The sequence below is a fragment of the Streptomyces sp. NBC_00727 genome, assembly GCF_045161745.1.
Classification (GTDB): domain Bacteria; phylum Actinomycetota; class Actinomycetes; order Streptomycetales; family Streptomycetaceae; genus Streptomyces.
On sequence record NZ_CP108981.1, the window covers coordinates 4,406,882 to 4,422,422 of the forward strand.

General features: G+C 73.0%; 14 protein-coding genes. 9 read left to right on the plus strand and 5 right to left on the minus strand.

From position 1 onward, the window contains the following. Positions 1-31: 31 nt before the first annotated feature. Both sucC and sucD read left to right on the plus strand, forming a co-directional pair. Positions 32-1,213: an ADP-forming succinate--CoA ligase subunit beta gene (sucC, locus tag OG242_RS20020; RefSeq protein WP_405899459.1), complete on the plus strand. Its 1,182-nt coding sequence runs from the start codon at positions 32-34 to the stop codon at positions 1,211-1,213. A 21-nt stretch (positions 1,214-1,234) separates the two neighbouring features. Continuing rightward, positions 1,235-2,119, plus strand: coding sequence for a succinate--CoA ligase subunit alpha (sucD, locus tag OG242_RS20025; RefSeq protein ID WP_266708217.1), 885 nt, complete (start codon positions 1,235-1,237; stop codon positions 2,117-2,119). Between the two features lie 99 nt (positions 2,120-2,218). Here sucD and OG242_RS20030 read toward each other — a convergent pair whose 3' ends face one another. Continuing rightward, on the minus strand, positions 2,219-3,604 hold the full coding sequence (locus tag OG242_RS20030) for a helix-turn-helix domain-containing protein (RefSeq protein ID WP_405899460.1): 1,386 nt from the start codon (positions 3,602-3,604) through the stop codon (positions 2,219-2,221). A 125-nt stretch (positions 3,605-3,729) separates the two neighbouring features. On the opposite strand from OG242_RS20030, the gene OG242_RS20035 reads away from it, so the two are divergent. Continuing rightward, positions 3,730-5,358, plus strand: a complete 1,629-nt coding sequence (locus tag OG242_RS20035) for a DUF6350 family protein (protein WP_405901666.1) — start codon at positions 3,730-3,732, stop codon at positions 5,356-5,358. Between the two features lie 7 nt (positions 5,359-5,365). Here the strand turns inward: OG242_RS20035 and OG242_RS20040 are convergent, their stop codons facing one another. Next, positions 5,366-6,229: a hypothetical protein gene (locus OG242_RS20040; RefSeq protein WP_405899461.1), complete on the minus strand. Its 864-nt coding sequence runs from the start codon at positions 6,227-6,229 to the stop codon at positions 5,366-5,368. A 327-nt stretch (positions 6,230-6,556) separates the two neighbouring features. Between OG242_RS20040 and purN the strand changes: the two genes are divergently transcribed. Both purN and purH read left to right on the plus strand, forming a co-directional pair. After that, complete coding sequence (gene purN / locus OG242_RS20045; protein ID WP_405899462.1) at positions 6,557-7,213, plus strand: phosphoribosylglycinamide formyltransferase; 657 nt, start codon at positions 6,557-6,559, stop codon at positions 7,211-7,213. Continuing rightward, positions 7,200-8,753, plus strand: a complete 1,554-nt coding sequence (gene purH, locus OG242_RS20050; protein WP_405899463.1) for a bifunctional phosphoribosylaminoimidazolecarboxamide formyltransferase/IMP cyclohydrolase — start codon at positions 7,200-7,202, stop codon at positions 8,751-8,753. Before purN ends, purH begins: the two co-directional genes overlap by 14 nt. 107 nt (positions 8,754-8,860) lie before the next feature. Here purH and OG242_RS20055 read toward each other — a convergent pair whose 3' ends face one another. Next, positions 8,861-9,619 (minus strand): RDD family protein, encoded by a 759-nt coding sequence (locus OG242_RS20055; RefSeq protein ID WP_405899464.1) that lies wholly within the window; start codon positions 9,617-9,619, stop codon positions 8,861-8,863. A 228-nt stretch (positions 9,620-9,847) separates the two neighbouring features. Between OG242_RS20055 and OG242_RS20060 the strand changes: the two genes are divergently transcribed. The 3 genes from OG242_RS20060 (at position 9,848) to OG242_RS20070 (ending at position 12,744) form a co-directional block, all read left to right on the plus strand. After that, on the plus strand, positions 9,848-10,717 hold the full coding sequence (locus OG242_RS20060; RefSeq protein ID WP_405899465.1) for a bifunctional methylenetetrahydrofolate dehydrogenase/methenyltetrahydrofolate cyclohydrolase: 870 nt from the start codon (positions 9,848-9,850) through the stop codon (positions 10,715-10,717). Between the two features lie 20 nt (positions 10,718-10,737). Further along, on the plus strand, positions 10,738-11,409 hold the full coding sequence (locus tag OG242_RS20065; RefSeq protein ID WP_405899466.1) for a DUF3017 domain-containing protein: 672 nt from the start codon (positions 10,738-10,740) through the stop codon (positions 11,407-11,409). Between the two features lie 345 nt (positions 11,410-11,754). Next, positions 11,755-12,744, plus strand: coding sequence for a malate dehydrogenase (locus OG242_RS20070; protein WP_405899467.1), 990 nt, complete (start codon positions 11,755-11,757; stop codon positions 12,742-12,744). 100 nt (positions 12,745-12,844) lie between these two features. Here OG242_RS20070 and OG242_RS20075 read toward each other — a convergent pair whose 3' ends face one another. Further along, the gene (locus tag OG242_RS20075) at positions 12,845-13,567 is read right to left on the minus strand and encodes an isocitrate lyase/phosphoenolpyruvate mutase family protein (protein ID WP_405899468.1); all 723 of its coding nucleotides are present in this window, start codon (positions 13,565-13,567) and stop codon (positions 12,845-12,847) included. A gap of 8 nt (positions 13,568-13,575) precedes the next feature. Then, positions 13,576-14,085: a carboxymuconolactone decarboxylase family protein gene (locus OG242_RS20080; protein ID WP_405899469.1), complete on the minus strand. Its 510-nt coding sequence runs from the start codon at positions 14,083-14,085 to the stop codon at positions 13,576-13,578. 47 nt (positions 14,086-14,132) lie between these two features. Between OG242_RS20080 and OG242_RS20085 the strand changes: the two genes are divergently transcribed. Continuing rightward, positions 14,133-15,536 (plus strand): PLP-dependent aminotransferase family protein, encoded by a 1,404-nt coding sequence (locus OG242_RS20085; protein ID WP_405899470.1) that lies wholly within the window; start codon positions 14,133-14,135, stop codon positions 15,534-15,536. Positions 15,537-15,541 lie beyond the last annotated feature (5 nt).

The window sequence follows — 15,541 nt, forward strand, 5'->3', positions numbered from 1 at the left end:
CCGCGAGACCATTGATAAGGGACGGACGCGCGTGGACCTGTTCGAGTACCAGGCGAGGGACCTCTTCGCCAAGCACGGTGTACCGGTGCTGGCCGGTGAAGTCATCGACACGCCTGAGGCAGCCCGCGAGGCGACCGAGCGGCTGGGCGGCAAGTCGGTCGTCAAGGCGCAGGTGAAGGTCGGCGGCCGCGGCAAGGCCGGCGGCGTGAAGCTGGCGGCGAACGCCGACGAGGCGGTCGCCCGCGCGACCGACATCCTCGGCATGGACATCAAGGGCCACACGGTCCACAAGGTGATGATCGCCGAGCTGTCGCCGGAGATCGAGGCGGAGTACTACGTCTCGTACCTCCTGGACCGCACCAACCGCACCTTCCTGGCCATGGCCTCGGTGCAGGGCGGCATGGACATCGAGGAGGTCGCGGAGAAGACCCCCGAGGCCCTCGCGAAGGTCCCGGTCAACGCCGTCGACGGCGTCGACATCGCCAAGGCCCGCGAGATCGTGGCCCTGGCGAAGTTCCCGGCCGACGTGGCCGAGGGTGTGGCCGAGGCCCTGGTCACCCTGTGGGAGACCTTCGTCGCCGAGGACGCGCTCCTCGTCGAGGTCAACCCGCTGGTGAAGACCAAGGACGGCCGCATCCTGGCCCTGGACGGCAAGGTCTCGCTCGACGAGAACGCCGACTTCCGCCAGCCGGAGCACGAGGCCCTCGAGGACAAGGCCGCGGCCAACCCGCTCGAGGCCGCCGCCAAGGCCAAGAACCTCAACTACGTCAAGCTCGACGGCGAGGTCGGCATCATCGGCAACGGCGCCGGTCTGGTCATGTCGACCCTGGACGTCGTCGCGTACGCCGGTGAGAAGCACGGCGACGTGAAGCCCGCCAACTTCCTCGACATCGGTGGCGGCGCCTCTGCCGAGGTCATGGCGAACGGCCTGGAGATCATCCTCGGCGACCCGGACGTCAAGTCCGTCTTCGTCAACGTCTTCGGTGGCATCACCGCCTGCGACGAGGTCGCCAACGGCATCGTCCAGGCCCTCGAACTGCTCAAGTCGAAGGGCGAGGACGTCAGCAAGCCGCTCGTCGTGCGTCTCGACGGCAACAACGCGGAGCTGGGTCGCAAGATCCTCTCCGACGCCAACCACCCGCTGGTCCAGCGCGTGGACACCATGGACGGCGCGGCCGACAAGGCCGCCGAGCTCGCCGCGGCTGCGAAGTAAGGAAGAGGGACTCAGACCACCATGGCTATCTTCCTCACCAAGGACAGCAAGGTCATCGTCCAGGGGATGACCGGCGCCACGGGCATGAAGCACACCAAGCTCATGCTCGCCGACGGCACCAACATCGTCGGCGGCGTGAACCCCCGCAAGGCCGGCACGACCGTCGACTTCGACGGCACCGAGGTGCCCGTTTTCGGCTCCGTCGCCGAGGCGATGGAGAAGACCGGCGCCGACGTGTCCGTCCTCTTCGTGCCGCCGGCCTTCGCGAAGGCCGCCGTCGTCGAGGCGATCGACGCCGAGATCCCGCTCGCCGTCGTGATCACCGAGGGCATCGCCGTCCACGACTCGGCCGCCTTCTGGGCGTACGCCGGTTCGAAGGGCAACAAGACCCGGATCATCGGTCCGAACTGCCCCGGCCTGATCACCCCCGGCCAGTCCAACGCCGGCATCATCCCGGGCGACATCACCAAGCCCGGCCGCATCGGTCTCGTGTCCAAGTCCGGCACGCTGACCTACCAGATGATGTACGAGCTCCGTGACATCGGCTTCTCGTCCGCCGTCGGCATCGGTGGCGACCCGGTCATCGGTACCACGCACATCGACGCCCTCGCGGCGTTCGAGGCGGACCCCGAGACCGACCTGATCGTCATGATCGGCGAGATCGGCGGCGACGCCGAGGAGCGTGCGGCGGACTTCATCGCGAAGAACGTCACCAAGCCGGTCGTCGGCTACGTCGCGGGCTTCACCGCCCCCGAGGGCAAGACCATGGGCCACGCGGGCGCCATCGTCTCCGGCTCCTCCGGTACGGCCGCCGCCAAGAAGGAGGCCCTTGAGGCCGCCGGCGTGAAGGTCGGCAAGACGCCGACCGAGACCGCCAAGCTGGCGCGCGAGATCCTCGGCGCCTGACGCCGCCGCCGCGCTCGCGCGGCAGGGTGTCACCGTACGCACGACGTGGGCCCGTCCCCTCACCGGGGGCGGGCCCGCGTCGTTGTGCGCCGGGCCGGTTCAGCCGGTCTCGGGGACCAGCCGGGCGGGGCCGTTGAACAGCTCGTCGCCGAGCTTCTTGCGCAGCTTCACGTCCTGCGGCGTCAGCTTCTGCGGACCGCCGACCGGCGGGACGCCGCCGACCTTCTGGGCGGGCGACGGGGGCGTCTCGTACTTCCGGGGGGCCGTCGCCAGGGTGATCAGCGTCAGCCCGACGATCAGTACGGTGAACGCGATGGCCGTCCTGGCCCACAGCTGCGCCTTGCGTTCGCTGCCGGTACGGATCAGCTCCGGTACGGGGAGCGAGGAGGCGGACCGGCTGCGGGCGAGCGTCCCCAGGTGCTCGTGGATCAGCGCGGACAGCTCGTCCGGGGACGCGGACCCGGCGGCCTCGGGCAGCCGCTCGGCGACGGCCGCCCGCGCGGTCACCAGCCGCCCGGCAGCCGCCCGCGTGCTCGCCTCGGTCTCCGCCGCGGTGTCCGGCAGCCCGAGCCCGACACCGTCGTGCAGCACCAGCGTGCGGCGGTACGAGGGGGGCAGGGCGAGCAGCGCGTCGAGCAGCGCGCGCGAGTCGGGGGCCTCGGGGGGCGGGTCGGGACGCCGGTGTTCACGGTTCAGCCGGCGCCACGGCGACATCGCGTACTCGTACGCGGCGGCCCGCACCCACCCCACCGGGTCCCGGTCCACCGCCACCTCGGGCCACCGCTCCCAGGCCAGCTCGAACGCCTTGGCCACGGCGGCGCGGGACAGGGCGTGCCGCCCCGTGAGCAGGTAGGTCTGCCGGAAGAGGGCGGAGGCGGCGTGCTGGTACAGCGCGTCGAACGCCTCCGCCGGCGAGGGGCCGCCTTCGGCGGCGTCGGTGGAGGCGGCGGTGTCGGCGACATCGTCCGGTTCGCCCGGGGCCGCCGGGGCCGCCTCGGGCGCCGCGCCCGAGGCGGACGCGCTGACCTCAGGCGAGACGGCCGTACTGGCCGTACTGGCTGTACTGGCCGTACTGGCTGTACTGGCCGTACTGGCCGTACTGGCCGCACCGGCCGTACTGGCCGCACCGGCCTCCCCGGCCTCGTCCGGTTCAGTGGTTTCGCCGGGTTCGGTGGCGGCCTTGACCTCGCTCCCGGTGGCTTCGACGGGGGCCGGCGGTGGGGGCGCCGACGACTCGGCCGGCTCGGCGTCGGGCGCGGTGCCGGGCACCGCATCGGTATCGGTGAGCAGGCGGGCGTACGCCTCGCGCTTGCGGCCGCGCGGGCTGGTGCGGCCGGTTTCCCAGGCCCGTACCGTTGCCCGGGTCACGCCCACGGCCGCCGCCACCTGTTCCTCCGTCAGCGACTTCGCCTTCCGCAGCCTGCGCCGCTCCTTCGGCGAGGGGAGCGGAGAGGCGGCGGTCGCGTCGGACGTGCTCTGCGTCATGACGGCCACCCACACGGCCTGCACCGGGTCAAAAAGTACATAAACGTATATTGAGCGACACCACGGCCGTTCGCCCGTTACACGGAATAAGCGCGTGTCGTTGGCAGCATGACCGCGTGACCCAAGTGACCGAACGCAGCCCGTCGTTGTCGGCCGAGCAGGGACGACCCGCCGTGCTGGTCGCGGCCGTGCTGCGCGGAGCGCTCGCGGCCGGGCTCGGCCTGGGCTCCGTCTCCGTCCTCGTCGCCGCGCTCTGGATCAGCTCGCCGGCCCCGGACAGCGGGCCCGGCGAGGCGTTCCACGCGGCGGCCGGGCTGTGGCTGCTCGCGCACGGTGCCGAGCTGATCAGGACCGGGACGCTGACCGGAGCCCCGGCGCCCATGGGGGTCGTTCCGCTGCTGCTCGCCGTCCTGCCGGTGTGGCTCGTGCACCGCGCGGCCCGGGACGTCCTGGAGCCCGACGAGGGGCGCGACGCCCCGTCGCCCGGCGGCGCGTTCGCCTCGGTGACGGGCGGATACCTGCTGGTCGGCGGGGCGGTCGCCCTCTACGTGCGGGACGCCACGCTGTCCGCCCGCCCGCTCTCGCTGCTCCTTCCCGCCGCCCTCGTCGTGGCGGGCGCAGCCGCGGCCGGGGTCTGGACGGCCTGCGGGCGCCCGCTGGGCCCGCCGCCCTCCTGGGCGCCCGTGCGGCTGCACGAGGCGATGGCGCGCACCCGGTTCGTGCGGCGGGCCGACTCGGTGGGCCGGGCGGCGGTGGCCGGGACCGCGGTCCTGCTGGGCGGCGGCGCCCTGGTCGTCGCGTCGGCCCTGGTCTGGCACGGCGCACCGGTGCGGGAATCCTTCCTGGGGCTCGCCGGCGACTGGGGCGGCCGCGTCGCGGTCCTCCTGCTGGCGCTGGGACTGGTGCCGAACGCGGCGGTCTGGGGTGCGGCGTATGGGCTCGGCCCGGGTTTCGCCCTCGGTACGGCGTCGACGGTCACCCCGATCGCCTTCACCGGGCCCCCGGCCGTCCCGGACTTCCCGCTGCTGGCCGCGATGCCCGCCCACGGCCCGGGCACCCCCTTGAACTGGGCGGCCGGGGCGGTCCCGGTGGCGGCGGCGATGGCCGTCGCCTGGTTCACCGTACGGAGGGCCGTGCCGGACCCGGACGTACGGGAGGAGGCGTGGAGCCCGGGAGAGACCGCGCTCACCACCGCGCTGGGAGCGGTCGGCTGCGGCATCGGCGCCGCGCTGCTGGCGGCGGCGGCCGGGGGCCCGCTCGGCACGCACGCCCTGGCGGAATTCGGCCCGGTCTGGTGGCTCACCGGGGCGGCGGCCCTGGCGTGGACGACCGTCATCGGCGTCCCGGCGGCCCTGCTGCTGCGGGCCTGGCGGCTGCGCGGACGTACGAAGGAAGCGGGCGGGACGGAGGCCGCGACGGAGGCCGAGGCGGACCACAAGGCGCCCGTCGCCGTGCCCGTCCCCGAACTGGCAGAGCCCCGCCGCAGGTGGTGGTCCCGGCCCGCCCGCACCGCCGACGAGCCGCAGCCCACCGGAGCACCCGTCCCCGTCCCGCCGTCCGGCGGGGGAGACCCGGACCTCGACTCGTACGACTTCCTGCCGACCGACCCGTGGCACACACGCCAGGAGCCCGCGGCTCCGCGCCCGGAGCCCGAACGCCCGGGCCAGGAGCCGACGCCCCCGCATCCCGAGCTCGACGCCGACGCCGACGCCGAACCGTCCTCCGAGCCGGACGCGCCCGCCGCCGGCGCCTAGCGCAGCGTTACCGCTTCACCCCGAAGAACGGCTCCAGCGGCTCCGGGAGCTGGTCGTTGCAGGTCAGCCGGCCCGACTTGGTGAGGGCGTCGTTCACGCAGGTGTAGTAGTCGCGGTAGACCATCTGCACGGTGAACGTCGTCGCCACGATCGCCAGCGCGACCACGCCCGTCACCAGACCGCTCACCGCGGCCGTGGTCTGCTGCCGGCCCCCGCGCTGGGCGGCCTGGGCGTTCGACGGGGGCGTGTCCCTTCCGGCGCCCGGCGCCGGCGTCGCCGCACCGGCCGGGTCGGCGGCCCCCGCCGCCACCGGCGGCCTGGGCTTGGCCCGCAGGGCGCTGACCGCCCAGTACGTGGCGAGCGCGCCGAGCAGCAGGGCGATCTCCGAGAAGTCGAAGATCGCGAAGAAGAAGGCCCACATGCCGGTGAGCAGCGCGTAGCGCGCGCGGCGCTGGATGGGGTCGGTCGGGTCCCAGCGCGGGCCGGTGGGGGCGCCGTTGGGCCCGCCCTTCCCGGTCGGTCCGCCCGGTCCGGCGGGCCGGCCGCCGAACGGGCCGTTCTGGCGGCCCGGCTGTTGGCTGCTCCACTGGCTGCCCCACACGGGCCGGTCGTCCGACGGCTGCCCCTCGGGCGCGTGCTGGTCATCGCCCCCGGCGGAGTCGCCCCCGCCGGACGGGTGGCGCGGCTGCCAGGGCTGGTCCGGGCGGCCCTCGGGCGGCGGCGCGAACGGGTTGTCGTCGTCCCGCCGGCCTCCGGACGCGTCGGAGGAGCCGGAGGAAGAGGAGGAAGACGAAGAGGAGCGCTCGCGCATCAGCAGGGTGGCCCGCTCGGGCAGCGGCTGGCGGAAGGCGGTGCGGCGTCGGTCCGGCATGTGGTGAACGTCTTCCCCATCTCGTCGTTTCCGCCCGGCGGACGGTTCGCTGCCCCTGACGCTACCTTCCGGCGAGGAGGGGCCGAAAGCGGGGAGCGCGGGCGTCGCGGCTCGTGCGCGTGGACGGGCGGGCCGGGGCTGCCTCCCCCCGTCAGGCAGGGGCCCGGCGAGGTGCCGGTATCGTTGCTGACGGTCGGCCCGTTCGTAGAGTTCCCCGTATCGGGGAGCGCGCTTCTTTCGTACGACCGTACAAATCGCATGCCGCCCCGGTGCCGTGGCGGCGGGCCGGCCGCTTCGAACCGCTCGCACGCGAGAAAGGGCCCAGCCGTGGCCTCCCCGCTTCCCTCCGCCGCCCCGGCCCGTGTGGTCGTCCTGGTCTCCGGTTCCGGTACGAACCTGCAGGCCCTGCTCGACGCGATCGGCGACGACCCCGAGGGCTTCGGCGCCCGGATCGTCGCGGTCGGCGCCGACCGCGACGGCATCGCCGGCCTGGAACGGGCCGAGCGCGCCGGGCTCCCCACCTTCGTGTGCCGCGTCAAGGACCACGCCTCGCGCGAGGAGTGGGACGCCGCGTTCGCCGAGGCCACCGACGCGCACCGGCCGGACCTCGTCGTGTCCGCCGGTTTCATGAAGATCGTGGGCAAGGAGTTCCTCGCCCGGTTCGGCGGCCGGTTCGTCAACACCCACCCCGCCCTGCTCCCCAGCTTTCCCGGTGCCCACGGCGTGCGTGACGCGCTCGCGTACGGCGTGAAGGTCACCGGGTGCACCGTCCACTTCGTCGACGACGGTGTCGACACCGGTCCGATCATCGCGCAGGGCGTGGTCGAGGTGACCGAAGAGGACACCCCGGAGGGCGGAGCGGCCCTCCATGAACGCATCAAGGAAGTCGAGCGCAAGCTGCTCGTCGAGGCCGTGGGGCGGCTCGCCCGCGACGGCTATCGCATTGAGGGACGAAAGGTTCATCTCGGTCATGTCGGTGAATAAGCCCATCCGTCGCGCCCTGGTCAGCGTCTACGACAAGACGGGGCTCGAAGACCTCGCCCGCGGTCTGCACGAGGCGGGTGTCGAGCTGGTCTCCACCGGCTCCACCGCCGGAAAGATCGCCGCCGCCGGCGTCCCGGTCACCAAGGTCGAGGAGCTGACCGGCTTCCCCGAGTGCCTCGACGGCCGCGTCAAGACGCTGCACCCCCGCGTTCACGCCGGCATCCTCGCCGACCTGCGCCTGGACGCGCACCGCGAGCAGCTCGCCGAGCTGGGCGTGGAGCCGTTCGACCTGGTGGTTGTCAACCTCTACCCGTTCAAGGAGACCGTCGCCTCCGGCGCCACCGCCGACGAGTGCGTCGAGCAGATCGACATCGGCGGCCCGTCGATGGTCCGCGCCGCCGCCAAGAACCACCCGTCCGTGGCCGTCGTCACCAGCCCGGAGCGTTACGCCGACGTGCTCGCCGCCGTCGAGGCGGGCGGCTTCGACCTGACCGCCCGCAAGCGGCTCGCCGCCGAGGCGTTCCAGCACACCGCCGCCTACGACGTGGCCGTCGCCGGCTGGTTCGCCGACGACTACGCCGCCGCCGACGACTCGGGCTTCCCGGACTTCTTCGGTACGACGTACGAGCGCCAGGACGTCCTGCGCTACGGCGAGAACCCGCACCAGCCCGCCGCGCTCTACGCCTCCGGCACCGGCGGCCTGGCCGGTGCCGAGCAGCTGCACGGCAAGGCGATGTCGTACAACAACTACACGGACACCGACGCCGCCCGGCGCGCCGCGTACGACCACGACGAGCCGTGCGTCGCGATCATCAAGCACGCCAACCCCTGCGGCATCGCGATCGCCGACGACGTCGCGACCGCGCACCGCAACGCCCACGCCTGCGACTCGCTGTCGGCGTACGGCGGTGTCATCGCCGTCAACCGTCCGGTGACCGTCGAGATGGCCGGGCAGGTCGCGGAGATCTTCACCGAGGTCATCGTCGCCCCGGCGTACGAGGACGGCGCGGTCGAGATCCTGTCCCGCAAGAAGAACATCCGCGTGCTGCGCGCCCCCGAGGCCCCGGCCGGCGAGGTCGAGGTCAAGCCGATCGACGGCGGTGCGCTGCTCCAGGTCACCGACCGTCTCCAGGCCGAGGGCGACGACCCGGCCAACTGGACGCTCGCCACGGGCGAGGCGCTCTCCGCCGACGAGCTGAAGGAACTGGCCTTCGCCTGGAAGGCGTGCCGCGCGGTCAAGTCCAACGCGATCCTGCTCGCCAAGGGCGGCGCCTCGGTCGGCGTCGGCATGGGCCAGGTCAACCGCGTCGACTCCGCGAAGCTGGCCGTCGAGCGCGCCGGTGAGGAGCGGGCGGCCGGTTCGTACGCGGCGTCCGACGCGTTCTTCCCCTTCCCGGACGGGCTGGAGATCCTGACCGCGGCCGGCGTCAAGGCCGTGGCCCAGCCCGGCGGTTCGGTCCGCGACGAGCTGGTGGTCGAGGCCGCGAAGAAGGCGGGCGTGACGATGTACTTCACGGGTACGCGGCACTTCTTCCACTGACAAGTGTCCGCCCGGGTGACCCGGGCAAGCGCGAAGGCCGCCAACGCTCCGGATGGATCCGGGCGTTGGCGGCCTTCGTGTGTTCGGGGTCGCTAAATCGCGAGGGACTACTTCGTCTTGACGACGATCGTGCCGCCGGCGCGGTCGTGCCAGCCCTGAAGCTTGCCCGAGTTGTCGAAGAAGGGGGAGAGGTAGACCAGCAGGGTGCCGAGACCGCAGAAGAGCGAGCCGACCATCGGGATGATCCAGCGGATGAAGCCGGCGCCCAGGCCGGGGGCCTGGCCGGTGTTCTCCCTGACGACCTTGACGTTGAGGAGCATCTTGCCGAGGGTGGCGCCCCAGATGGAGACCATCAGCCACTCGTAGAGCAGCGCGATCAGCGCCATCAGGGCTATGAAGCCGAAGAAGCCCGCGATGATGCTGACACCTGCCTCGGCCGCGTCGTCCATGCACTGGTTGTAGGCCTGGGTGCCGTACGTCATGTTGCTGCAGTCGTCGACGGACTCCGAGAGGCCGACGAGGCTCGCCAGGCCGATCGCCCAGAAGATCGCGTAGAGGATGCCGTACGCGACGGCGTCCAGCGCACGCGCGCCCAGCCGGCGCCCCATCGTGGCGATCTCGACCATGCCCAGCACGGGCACGTTGATGTACCCGTTGTTCGCCTGGAGGGTGCCGGGCTGCTGCGGGTAGCCGTAACCGGGCTGGCCCTGCGGCGGGACGCCCTGCTGCGGGTAGCCGTAGCCCGGCTGGCCCTGCGGCGGGACACCCTGGGGAGCCTGGGGGTAGCCATATCCGGGCTGACCCTGCGGCGGCTGGCCGGGCTGCTGCTCGTAGGGGTTGTTCGGGTTCGGGTCGCCGAAGCTCATCTGGGCGTTCCTCCAACGGACGTACGGGGACGGGTGCGGCCGCGCGGAGGAGAGAAAACGTCAGTGGTCCGCCCCCCGGTACTTCTGCGGCACTGCGGCCTTCATCGTTATAAGCGGAAAGTAAGTTTGTCCAGTCGCGCCCGAAGAAGTTGTGCAAGCGCAACCTGGCCTGCCCGGACCGTGGGCGGAATTGGTCCGAGGGCGGGGTCATCCGCGAGTATGGGGACCATGACTGCCCAGATTCTCGATGGCAAGGCCACCGCAGCCGCGATCAAGTCCGATCTGACCGTCCGCGTGGCGGCCCTCAAGGCCCGGGGTATCACGCCCGGCCTGGGAACCCTGCTGGTCGGGGACGACCCGGGCAGCAGGTGGTACGTGAACGGCAAGCACCGCGACTGCGCGCAGGTCGGCATCGGCTCCATCCAGCGCGAACTCCCCGACACCGCCACGCAGGAGGAGATCGAGGAGGTCGTCCGCGAGCTCAACGCCGACCCCGCCTGCACGGGTTACATCGTGCAGCTCCCCCTCCCCAAGGGAATCGACACCAACCGCGTCCTGGAACTCATGGACCCCGCCAAGGACGCCGACGGCCTCCACCCGATGAGCCTCGGCCGGCTCGTGCTCAACGAGACGGGCCCGCTGCCGTGCACCCCGCAGGGCGTCGTCCAACTGCTGCGCCACCACGGCGTCGAGATCAACGGGGCGCACGTCGTGGTCGTCGGACGCGGCGTCACCATCGGGCGGTCCATCCCGCTGCTGCTCACCCGCAAGTCGGAGAACGCCACGGTGACGCAGTGCCACACCGGTACGCGTGACCTGGCCGCCCACCTGAAGCAGGCCGACATCATCGTCGCCGCCGCGGGCGTGCCGCACATCATCGAGCCGGAGCACGTGAAGCCGGGCGCGGCCGTCCTGGACGTCGGCGTCAGCCGCGACGAGAACGGCAAGATCGTCGGCGACGTCCACCCGGGCGTGGCCGAGGTCGCCGCCTGGATCTCGCCGAACCCGGGCGGCGTCGGCCCGATGACCCGCGCCCAGCTGCTCGTCAACGTGGTCGAGGCCGCCGAGCGCGACGCGTCTGCCGTCTCCGCCGGCTGACCAGGTCCGGGAGGAACCCCATGGGTGCGACGAGTCCGGCCGACGGCCCCGGCCCCACCGACGAGGCCGAGGCCCCGGCGGCGGGGGCCGGCGCGGACGAGGCCGCCCCGCGCGCGACCGGTGCGACCGCGGCCGGTGCGACCGCGGCCGGTGCGACCACGACCGGTGTGACCGCGGCCGGTGCGGACAAGGCCGACGCGGACGAGGTCGGCGCGGGCAAGGCCGGCGCGGGCAGGGCCGACGAGGACAAGGCGGCCGACGCGGACGAGGCCGGCGAGCCGGCCGCCGCCGAAACGCGACGGTCGCGGCGGTTCTCCCTGACCCGGGACACCGCGCGGCCCGAGGGCGGCGGGCGGGCGGCCGGGAGCGACGCGCCGGCGCCCGCGCGGCAGTGGCCGTTGCTCGCCGTGCTCTGCACGGCCGGCGTCGGGCTGCTGATCGTGGCGGCCGATCCCTTCGAGGCGGCCTTCCGCGTCGGCACGATACTGATCGGCGTGGCCCTCGTCGCGGGCGCGGCGCTGCGCCTCGTCGTCCGTTCGGTGGGCATGCTCGCCGTACGGTCCCGGTTCACCGACCTGGTGACGTACGGGCTGCTCGGGACCCTCATCGTGCTGCTCGCGCTGGTCGCGCAGCCGAGGCCGTGGCTGGACATCCCGTTCCTGGAGGACGCGGTCCACTTCACGGTCCGCTGACCTGCGCCGGAAGAACCGGTGCCCGTCCCCTCCCCCGAGAAGGGACGGACACCGGGGCGGGGGCGACCCGGAGCGGAAAGCTCCGGACTCGGCGACGTGAGCGGCCTTGCCCCGGCCTGCGTCCAGCCTTGTTGACGGGCCTCACCCGTTCAAGGGATGGCTGTCGCCTGTGGCACGGAAGTGACCATTCCGCCACTGTGTGATCGCCGGGCAACGGGGGCCGGGCGGCCGTGGAGTTCCGGGTCGGATAGCCTGGCGGGCGGATATCTCTTCACATCAAGATTCAGGGATGTCCCGCACCAGGGGCCAGGAGCCCGGACCGCCAGCTGTCTAACGGAGATCGCCATGACCCGCACTCCCGTGAATGTCACCGTGACCGGCGCAGCCGGCCAGATCGGCTACGCGCTGCTCTTCCGCATCGCCTCCGGCCACCTGCTCGGCCCGGACGTGCCGGTCAAGCTGCGCCTCCTGGAGATCCCCCAGGGGCTGAAGGCCGCCGAGGGCACCGCGATGGAGCTCGACGACTGCGCCTTCCCGCTGCTGCGCGGCATCGAGATCACCGACGACGCCAACGTCGGCTTCGACGGTGCGAACGTCGCCCTCCTCGTCGGCGCCCGCCCTCGCACCAAGGGCATGGAGCGCGGCGACCTGCTCTCCGCCAACGGCGGCATCTTCAAGCCGCAGGGCAAGGCGATCAACGACAACGCCGCGGACGACATCAAGGTCCTCGTCGTCGGCAACCCGGCCAACACCAACGCGCTCATCGCGCAGGCCGCCGCCCCGGACGTCCCGGCCGAGCGCTTCACCGCGATGACCCGCCTGGACCACAACCGCGCGATCTCGCAGCTGGCCGCCAAGACCGGTGCCGCCGTCTCCGACATCAAGAAGCTGACGATCTGGGGCAACCACTCGGCCACCCAGTACCCCGACATCTTCCACGCCGAGGTCGCCGGCAAGAACGCCGCCGAGCTGGTCAACGACGAGGCCTGGCTGGCCGACTCCTTCATCCCGACCGTCGCCAAGCGCGGCGCCGCGATCATCGAGGCCCGTGGCGCGTCCTCCGCCGCCTCCGCCGCCAACGCCGCCATCGACCACGTGTACACCTGGGTCAACGGCACCGCCGAGGGCGACTGGACCTCCATGGGCATCCCGTCGGACGGCTCCTACGGCGTGCCCGAGGGCATCATCTCGTCCTTCCCGGTCACCACCGAGAACGGCACCTACAAGATCGTCCAGGGCCTGGACATCAACGAGTTCTCCCGTGCGCGCATCGACGCCTCGGTCAAGGAGCTCACCGAGGAGCGCGACGCGGTCCGCGAGCTCGGCCTCATCTGAGACCTCACCCCCCAAGGGGTACGCAGACGCCCCCGGCAGCCGCAGCGCTGCCGGGGGCGTGTTGCTTGTTTCGCGGTCACGCGTGTTGCTCGTTACGCGGTCAAAGGCCGTCCGCGATGTCCCGCAGGGCCGCCATGGCCCGTCGCTGGAGCCCCGGCCCGAAGGTGATCCGGGTGGCCCCCAGCTCACCGAGGCGGCCCGGCCCCGGTCCGTCCGCAACGGCCAGCGCGTTCAGCGGCAGCCCCGGCAGGGCGCCGGCCAGCAGGCCGAACACCTGGACGGGAGCGGCGATCGGATAGAGGCAGTCCGCGTCCGCCGCCGTGTACAGCCGGGCCCGGCGCAGGGTCTCCGCCGCCGGGTCCACCGAGTCCGGGACGCCCGTGACGTACGTGTCGATCCGGGCGTTGACGAACAACGCGTCCCCGGCCGCCGCCCGCACCGCGGCCAGCCGGTCCGCCTGCCGCCCGGCGTCCACCAGGACCCCGTCCAGGGTGTCCTCCAGATTGCAGCCGACGGCCCCCGTCGCGAGGACCCGCTCCACCAGCTCACCGGCCGCCAGCCCGTATCCGGCCTCGATGTCCGCCGACACCGGTACGGACACGGCCCGGGCGATCCGCGCCACCGCCGCGAACATCTCGTCGGCGGGCGTCGCCCCGTCCTCGTATCCCAGGGACGCGGCGACCCCCGCGCTCGGGGTGGCGAGCGCGGGGAAGCCGGCGTCCGCGAGGACACGGGCGCTCCCGGCGTCCCACGGCCCGGGGAGGACCAGCGGGTCGCCGGGGGCGCGGCCGTGGTGCAGGGCCCGCAGGCCCGACGCGGTCACCGGGCCGCTCAGCCGTGGTCGCCGGGCGTGTAGTGGCCCGGCACCATGCGGGTGGACACGGCGAACCGGTTCCACGCGTTGATCGTGATGATCGCGCCGATGAGGTGGGCCAGCTCCTCCTCGCCGAAGTGCTTCGCGGCCCGCGCGTACACCTCGTCGGGGACGAAGCCGTCGGTCAGCACCGTCACCGCCTCGGTCAGCTCGATCGCGGCGATCTCCTTCGGCGTGAAGAAGTGCTGCGACTCCTCCCAGGCGCTGAGCTGGACGATCCGCTGCACGGACTCGCCCGCCGCGAGCGCGTCCTTGGTGTGCATGTCCAGGCAGAACGCGCAGTGGTTGAGCTGCGAGGCGCGGATCTTCACCAGCTCGCCGATCACCGGGTCGATGCCCCTGCGGGAGGCGGCGTCCAGACGGGCCATCGCCTTGTAGACGTCGGGGGCGTGCTGCGACCAGGCCAGGCGCGGGGTGTGCTCGGGGCAGTAGCCGGAGGTGTTCTCGCTGTTCTCGTTCGTCGTCATGCCCCCAACGCTACGGGGAGAGTGGCGCAGCGCTATGGTCCATTTCCATGACAGACGCCTGGGCCACTTTCGGTGCCGACCTCCACATCGACCCGACCGGTTCGACCGGGCTGCGGGCCGGCCTCATGGACGCCCTGCGCGAGGCCGTCCGCACCGGCCGGCTGACCCCCGGCACCCGCCTGCCGTCCTCCCGCACGCTCGCCGCCGACCTCGGCATCGCCCGCAACACCGTCGCCGACGCCTACGCGGAACTGGTCGCCGAGGGCTGGCTCACCGCCCGGCAGGGCTCCGGCACCCGGGTCGCCCGGCGCGCCGAGCCCCGGCCCCCGGCGGCCGCCGCGCCCCGCACCCGGCCGCCGCGCAGCACACCGGCGTACAGCCTGAAGCCGGGCACACCGGACCTGGCGACGTTCCCGCGCGCCGAGTGGCTGAAGGCCGCCCGCCGCGCCCTGTCCGCCGCGCCGTACGAAGCGTTCGGCTACGGCGACCCGCGCGGCCGGATCGAGCTGCGCACCGTCCTCGCCGAGTACCTGGCCCGGGCGCGCGGGGTGTACGCCGATCCGGACCGGATCATCGTCTGCGCCGGCTTCGTGCACGGGCTGATGCTGCTGGGCAAGGTGCTGCGCGGGCGCCGGGTGCGCGAGGTGGCCGTCGAGTCGTACGGCCTCGACGTCCACACCCGCCTGCTCACCGGGGCCGGGCTGCGCATTCCCTGCCTGCCGCTCGACGAGTACGGCACCCGCACCGGCGAACTGCACACCCTGCGCAACGCGGGCGCGGTCCTGCTGACACCCGCTCACCAGTTCCCGACGGGCGTGCCGCTGCACCCGGACCGGCGGGCGGCGGCGGTCGACTGGGCGCGGTCCACCGGCGGGCTGATCCTGGAGGACGACTACGACGGCGAGTTCCGCTACGACCGCCAGCCGGTCGGCGCCCTCCAGGGCCTGGACCCGGAACGCGTCGTGTACCTGGGCACGGCCAGCAAGTCCCTGGCCCCGGGGCTGCGGCTCGGGTGGATGGTGGCGCCGAGCTCCCTGGCCGCCGAGATCGCCGAGGCGAAGGGCGTCAGCGACTGGGCGCCGAGCGCGCTGGACCAGCTGACGCTCGCGGAGTTCATGGCCTCGGGGGCGTACGACCGGCATGTGCGGTCCATGCGGCTGCGCTACCGCAACCGGCGCGACCAGCTCGTGGCGGCGCTGGCCGAGCGCGCCCCGCACATCCGGGTCAGCGGGATCGCCGCCGGGCTGCACGCCGTCCTGGAACTGCCGGAGGGCAGCGAGGCCGAGGTGATCCGGGCGGCGGCCTGGCAGGGCCTCGTGGTCGAGGGCCTGGCCTGGTTCCGCCACCCGGACGCCGACCTGAAGCGCGAGGCGCTGGTCATCGGCTACGGCACCCCGACCGACAGCGCCTGGACGGGGGCATTGGAGGCGCTGCTGCGGGTGCTCACCTGAGGACT